Source organism: Protofrankia symbiont of Coriaria myrtifolia, from assembly GCF_900634755.1.
GTDB classification, from domain to species: Bacteria; Actinomycetota; Actinomycetes; order Frankiales; family Frankiaceae; genus Protofrankia; species Protofrankia coriariae.
On the sequence record NZ_CAAAFS010000012.1, the window covers coordinates 1 to 2,357 of the forward strand.

Sequence of the window (2,357 nt, forward strand, 5' to 3'; positions counted from 1 at the left end):
TCTACTAGTACCCGCGTCCGACGCTCCCGGGCATCGGCACGAAGCGCCGGCAGCCCGAACGGGACAGGCAGAGCCGGACCGGGAGGGCCACGCGGTGGGCGGTTCCCGAGGGAGCGGCAGCGATCATAAAACGGCCAGGTGGTCACCGATAGGCTCGGAGCGGCAGAGCGTTGGGAAGCGACGGCGCGGCGAGAGAGAGGCTGCATGAGCATCGACCAGCACGAGCTCTTCGGCGACGCGACGGCGGTCACCCGACGGATTGGCGTGGTGACGTTCCCGGGTTCGCTCGACGACCGGGACGCCGCCCGCGCGGTCCGTCTCGGCGGCGGCGAGGCCGTCCCGCTCTGGCACGGCGACACCGACCTGTCCGGGCTGGACGCGGTCGTCCTGCCCGGCGGGTTCTCCTACGGCGACTATCTTCGCGCCGGTGCGATCGCGCGCTTCTCCCCGATCATCGGCGCGGTCGTGGACGCGGCCCGCGACGGGCTGCCCGTCCTCGGCATCTGCAACGGATTCCAGGTGCTGTGCGAAGCCGGGCTGCTGCCCGGGGCGCTCACCCGCAACGCCGGCCTGCATTTCGTCTGCCGGGACCAGTCGCTGCGGGTGGAGAACGCCGCCACCGTGTGGACGTCGGACTACACCGCCGGCGACGAGGTGGTCATCCCCGTCAAGCACGGCGAGGGCCGCTACGTGGCCAGCCCGGAGACACTCGCCGAGCTCGAGGGCGAGGGCCGGATCGTCGTCCGCTATCTCGGCGGGAACCCGAACGGCTCGGTCGCCGACATAGCCGGCATCTGTAACGCGCAGCGCACGGTCGTCGGGCTGATGCCACATCCCGAACACGCCGTCGAGCTCCTGACCGGCCCTGGCTCGGACGGCCTGGCCATGTTCCGCTCGGTCCTCTCCCACCGGCCCCCCCGGCACCAGCCCGCCGCGGCGACCGGCTGACCGGCCGGCGGCCAGGCCGGAGCCGGAGCCGGACCCGGTCAGACCAGCCGGGCCGGGACAGCCGGGCCAGGGTGGCAACGCGTCAGGTGAGCAACGCCTCGGCAAACCGGCGGAGCCAGACCTCGAACGGATCGTTGCCGGCGGTTATGCGCAGGACGACCTGGTCGGCGCCGGCGGCGTGGTATTCACGGACGCGGGTGACGATCGCGTCGAGGCTCCCCCACGCGGTCACCGCGTCGACGAGCCTGTCATCGACGTCCGCGATCTGTTGCTCCGTGAATCCCTGCCGGAGGAAGTTGCGCCGGTAGCCGGGAACGGTGCCGAGGAACCGCAGCGGTTCGGCGGCCGCGGCCCGTGCGGCGGTGGGATCCGTCTCGGGCACGACCGACAGCAGCACCGCCAGCGCCGAGTTCGCGCCGAGCGTCGCCCGCGCCCCCTCGACGTATTCCGGGGTGACCAGGAAGGGGTAGGCACCCGCGGCACGGTCGCGGGCAAGGGCGAGGACCGCCGGGCCGAGCGCGGCAAGCACTCGTGCGGCCGCGGGTACCACCGGGGCTTCGGTGTCGAGGTTGTCGAGGTAGGAATTGAGCGTTTGCAGCGGCCGGGCACCGTGTGCGCCACCGAGGCCGACGACGAACCTGCCGGGCGATGATTTCTCGAGGTCCGCATGTGCCTGCGCCACCTCGCGCGCCGGCACCACGTCCACCGAGAGAATGCCGCTGGCCACCTGAATATGCTCCGTCGCGCGCACGACGCGGCTGATGACAGGCAGGTTGTTGCCCTGGCCGCCCGGCAGCCACAACGTCGAGTAGCCGAGGGCCTCCGCCTCCCGCGCAATATCGATCTCGGCGTCAGGATGATCCGCCGAAAGTCCGGAAGCCGCTATACCGACTGGTCCCAGAGTCACCATAGCCCGCACAACCCCGCGGCCGGACGTTCCTGTTCCGCCTTCACCAGGCCCTTCAGCGGATCCTTTTCAAGATCTTTCCGATCCGCGTAGAGCTGGACGAGCTCCGGCTCCAGGTCGGCCCCTTCTGGCCGTATCACGAACCGTGTTCCCTGTTCGACGGCCTTCACCACATGGTTACCGGGCAGTGTGGCTTCCAGGAGCTCCTGCGCCTCGGCGGCGAACTCGAAAGCCTTCGCCGGCAGGAACGTGGTCATTTCGGCGATCGAGACGACCCGCTGCCGGCAGGGCCGCTGTCCTCCTTCCCCCGCCCGTCCCATCATGCTCGTCGAACGATGTGAATCCGATGTCGCGGCCACGGCACCGGATTCACATCGTTTGTCATGTTCTGACCGCGCCTACGCCGGGGACGGCCGGGGCCTACGGGTCCCGCGGGTGGGTCGCGGCGGGGGCGTGCGGGAGGTTAGGCCGTCAAGGGCCAGGCAGAGCCCGAGGGCTACAC

Annotated in this window: 3 protein-coding genes; 1 reads left to right on the plus strand and 2 read right to left on the minus strand. The window is 70.6% G+C overall.

Annotation, left to right across the window (positions count from 1 at the left end):
• Positions 1 to 204 precede the first annotated feature (204 nt).
• A complete protein-coding gene (gene purQ, locus CM1CMNOD_RS00445) occupies positions 205 to 948 on the plus strand; it encodes a phosphoribosylformylglycinamidine synthase subunit PurQ (protein WP_013871719.1) in 744 nt (247 codons plus the stop codon).
• Between the two features lie 82 nt (positions 949 to 1,030).
• Here the strand turns inward: purQ and CM1CMNOD_RS00450 are convergent, their stop codons facing one another.
• Both CM1CMNOD_RS00450 and CM1CMNOD_RS00455 read right to left on the minus strand, forming a co-directional pair.
• Positions 1,031 to 1,858, minus strand: a complete 828-nt coding sequence (locus CM1CMNOD_RS00450; protein ID WP_013871720.1) for a TIGR03620 family F420-dependent LLM class oxidoreductase — start codon at positions 1,856 to 1,858, stop codon at positions 1,031 to 1,033.
• Positions 1,852 to 2,175 carry a hypothetical protein gene (locus CM1CMNOD_RS00455; RefSeq protein WP_013871721.1) on the minus strand — a complete coding sequence of 108 codons (324 nt, stop codon included), beginning with the start codon at positions 2,173 to 2,175 and terminating at the stop codon, positions 1,852 to 1,854. Before CM1CMNOD_RS00455 ends, CM1CMNOD_RS00450 begins: the two co-directional genes overlap by 7 nt.
• Positions 2,176 to 2,357 lie beyond the last annotated feature (182 nt).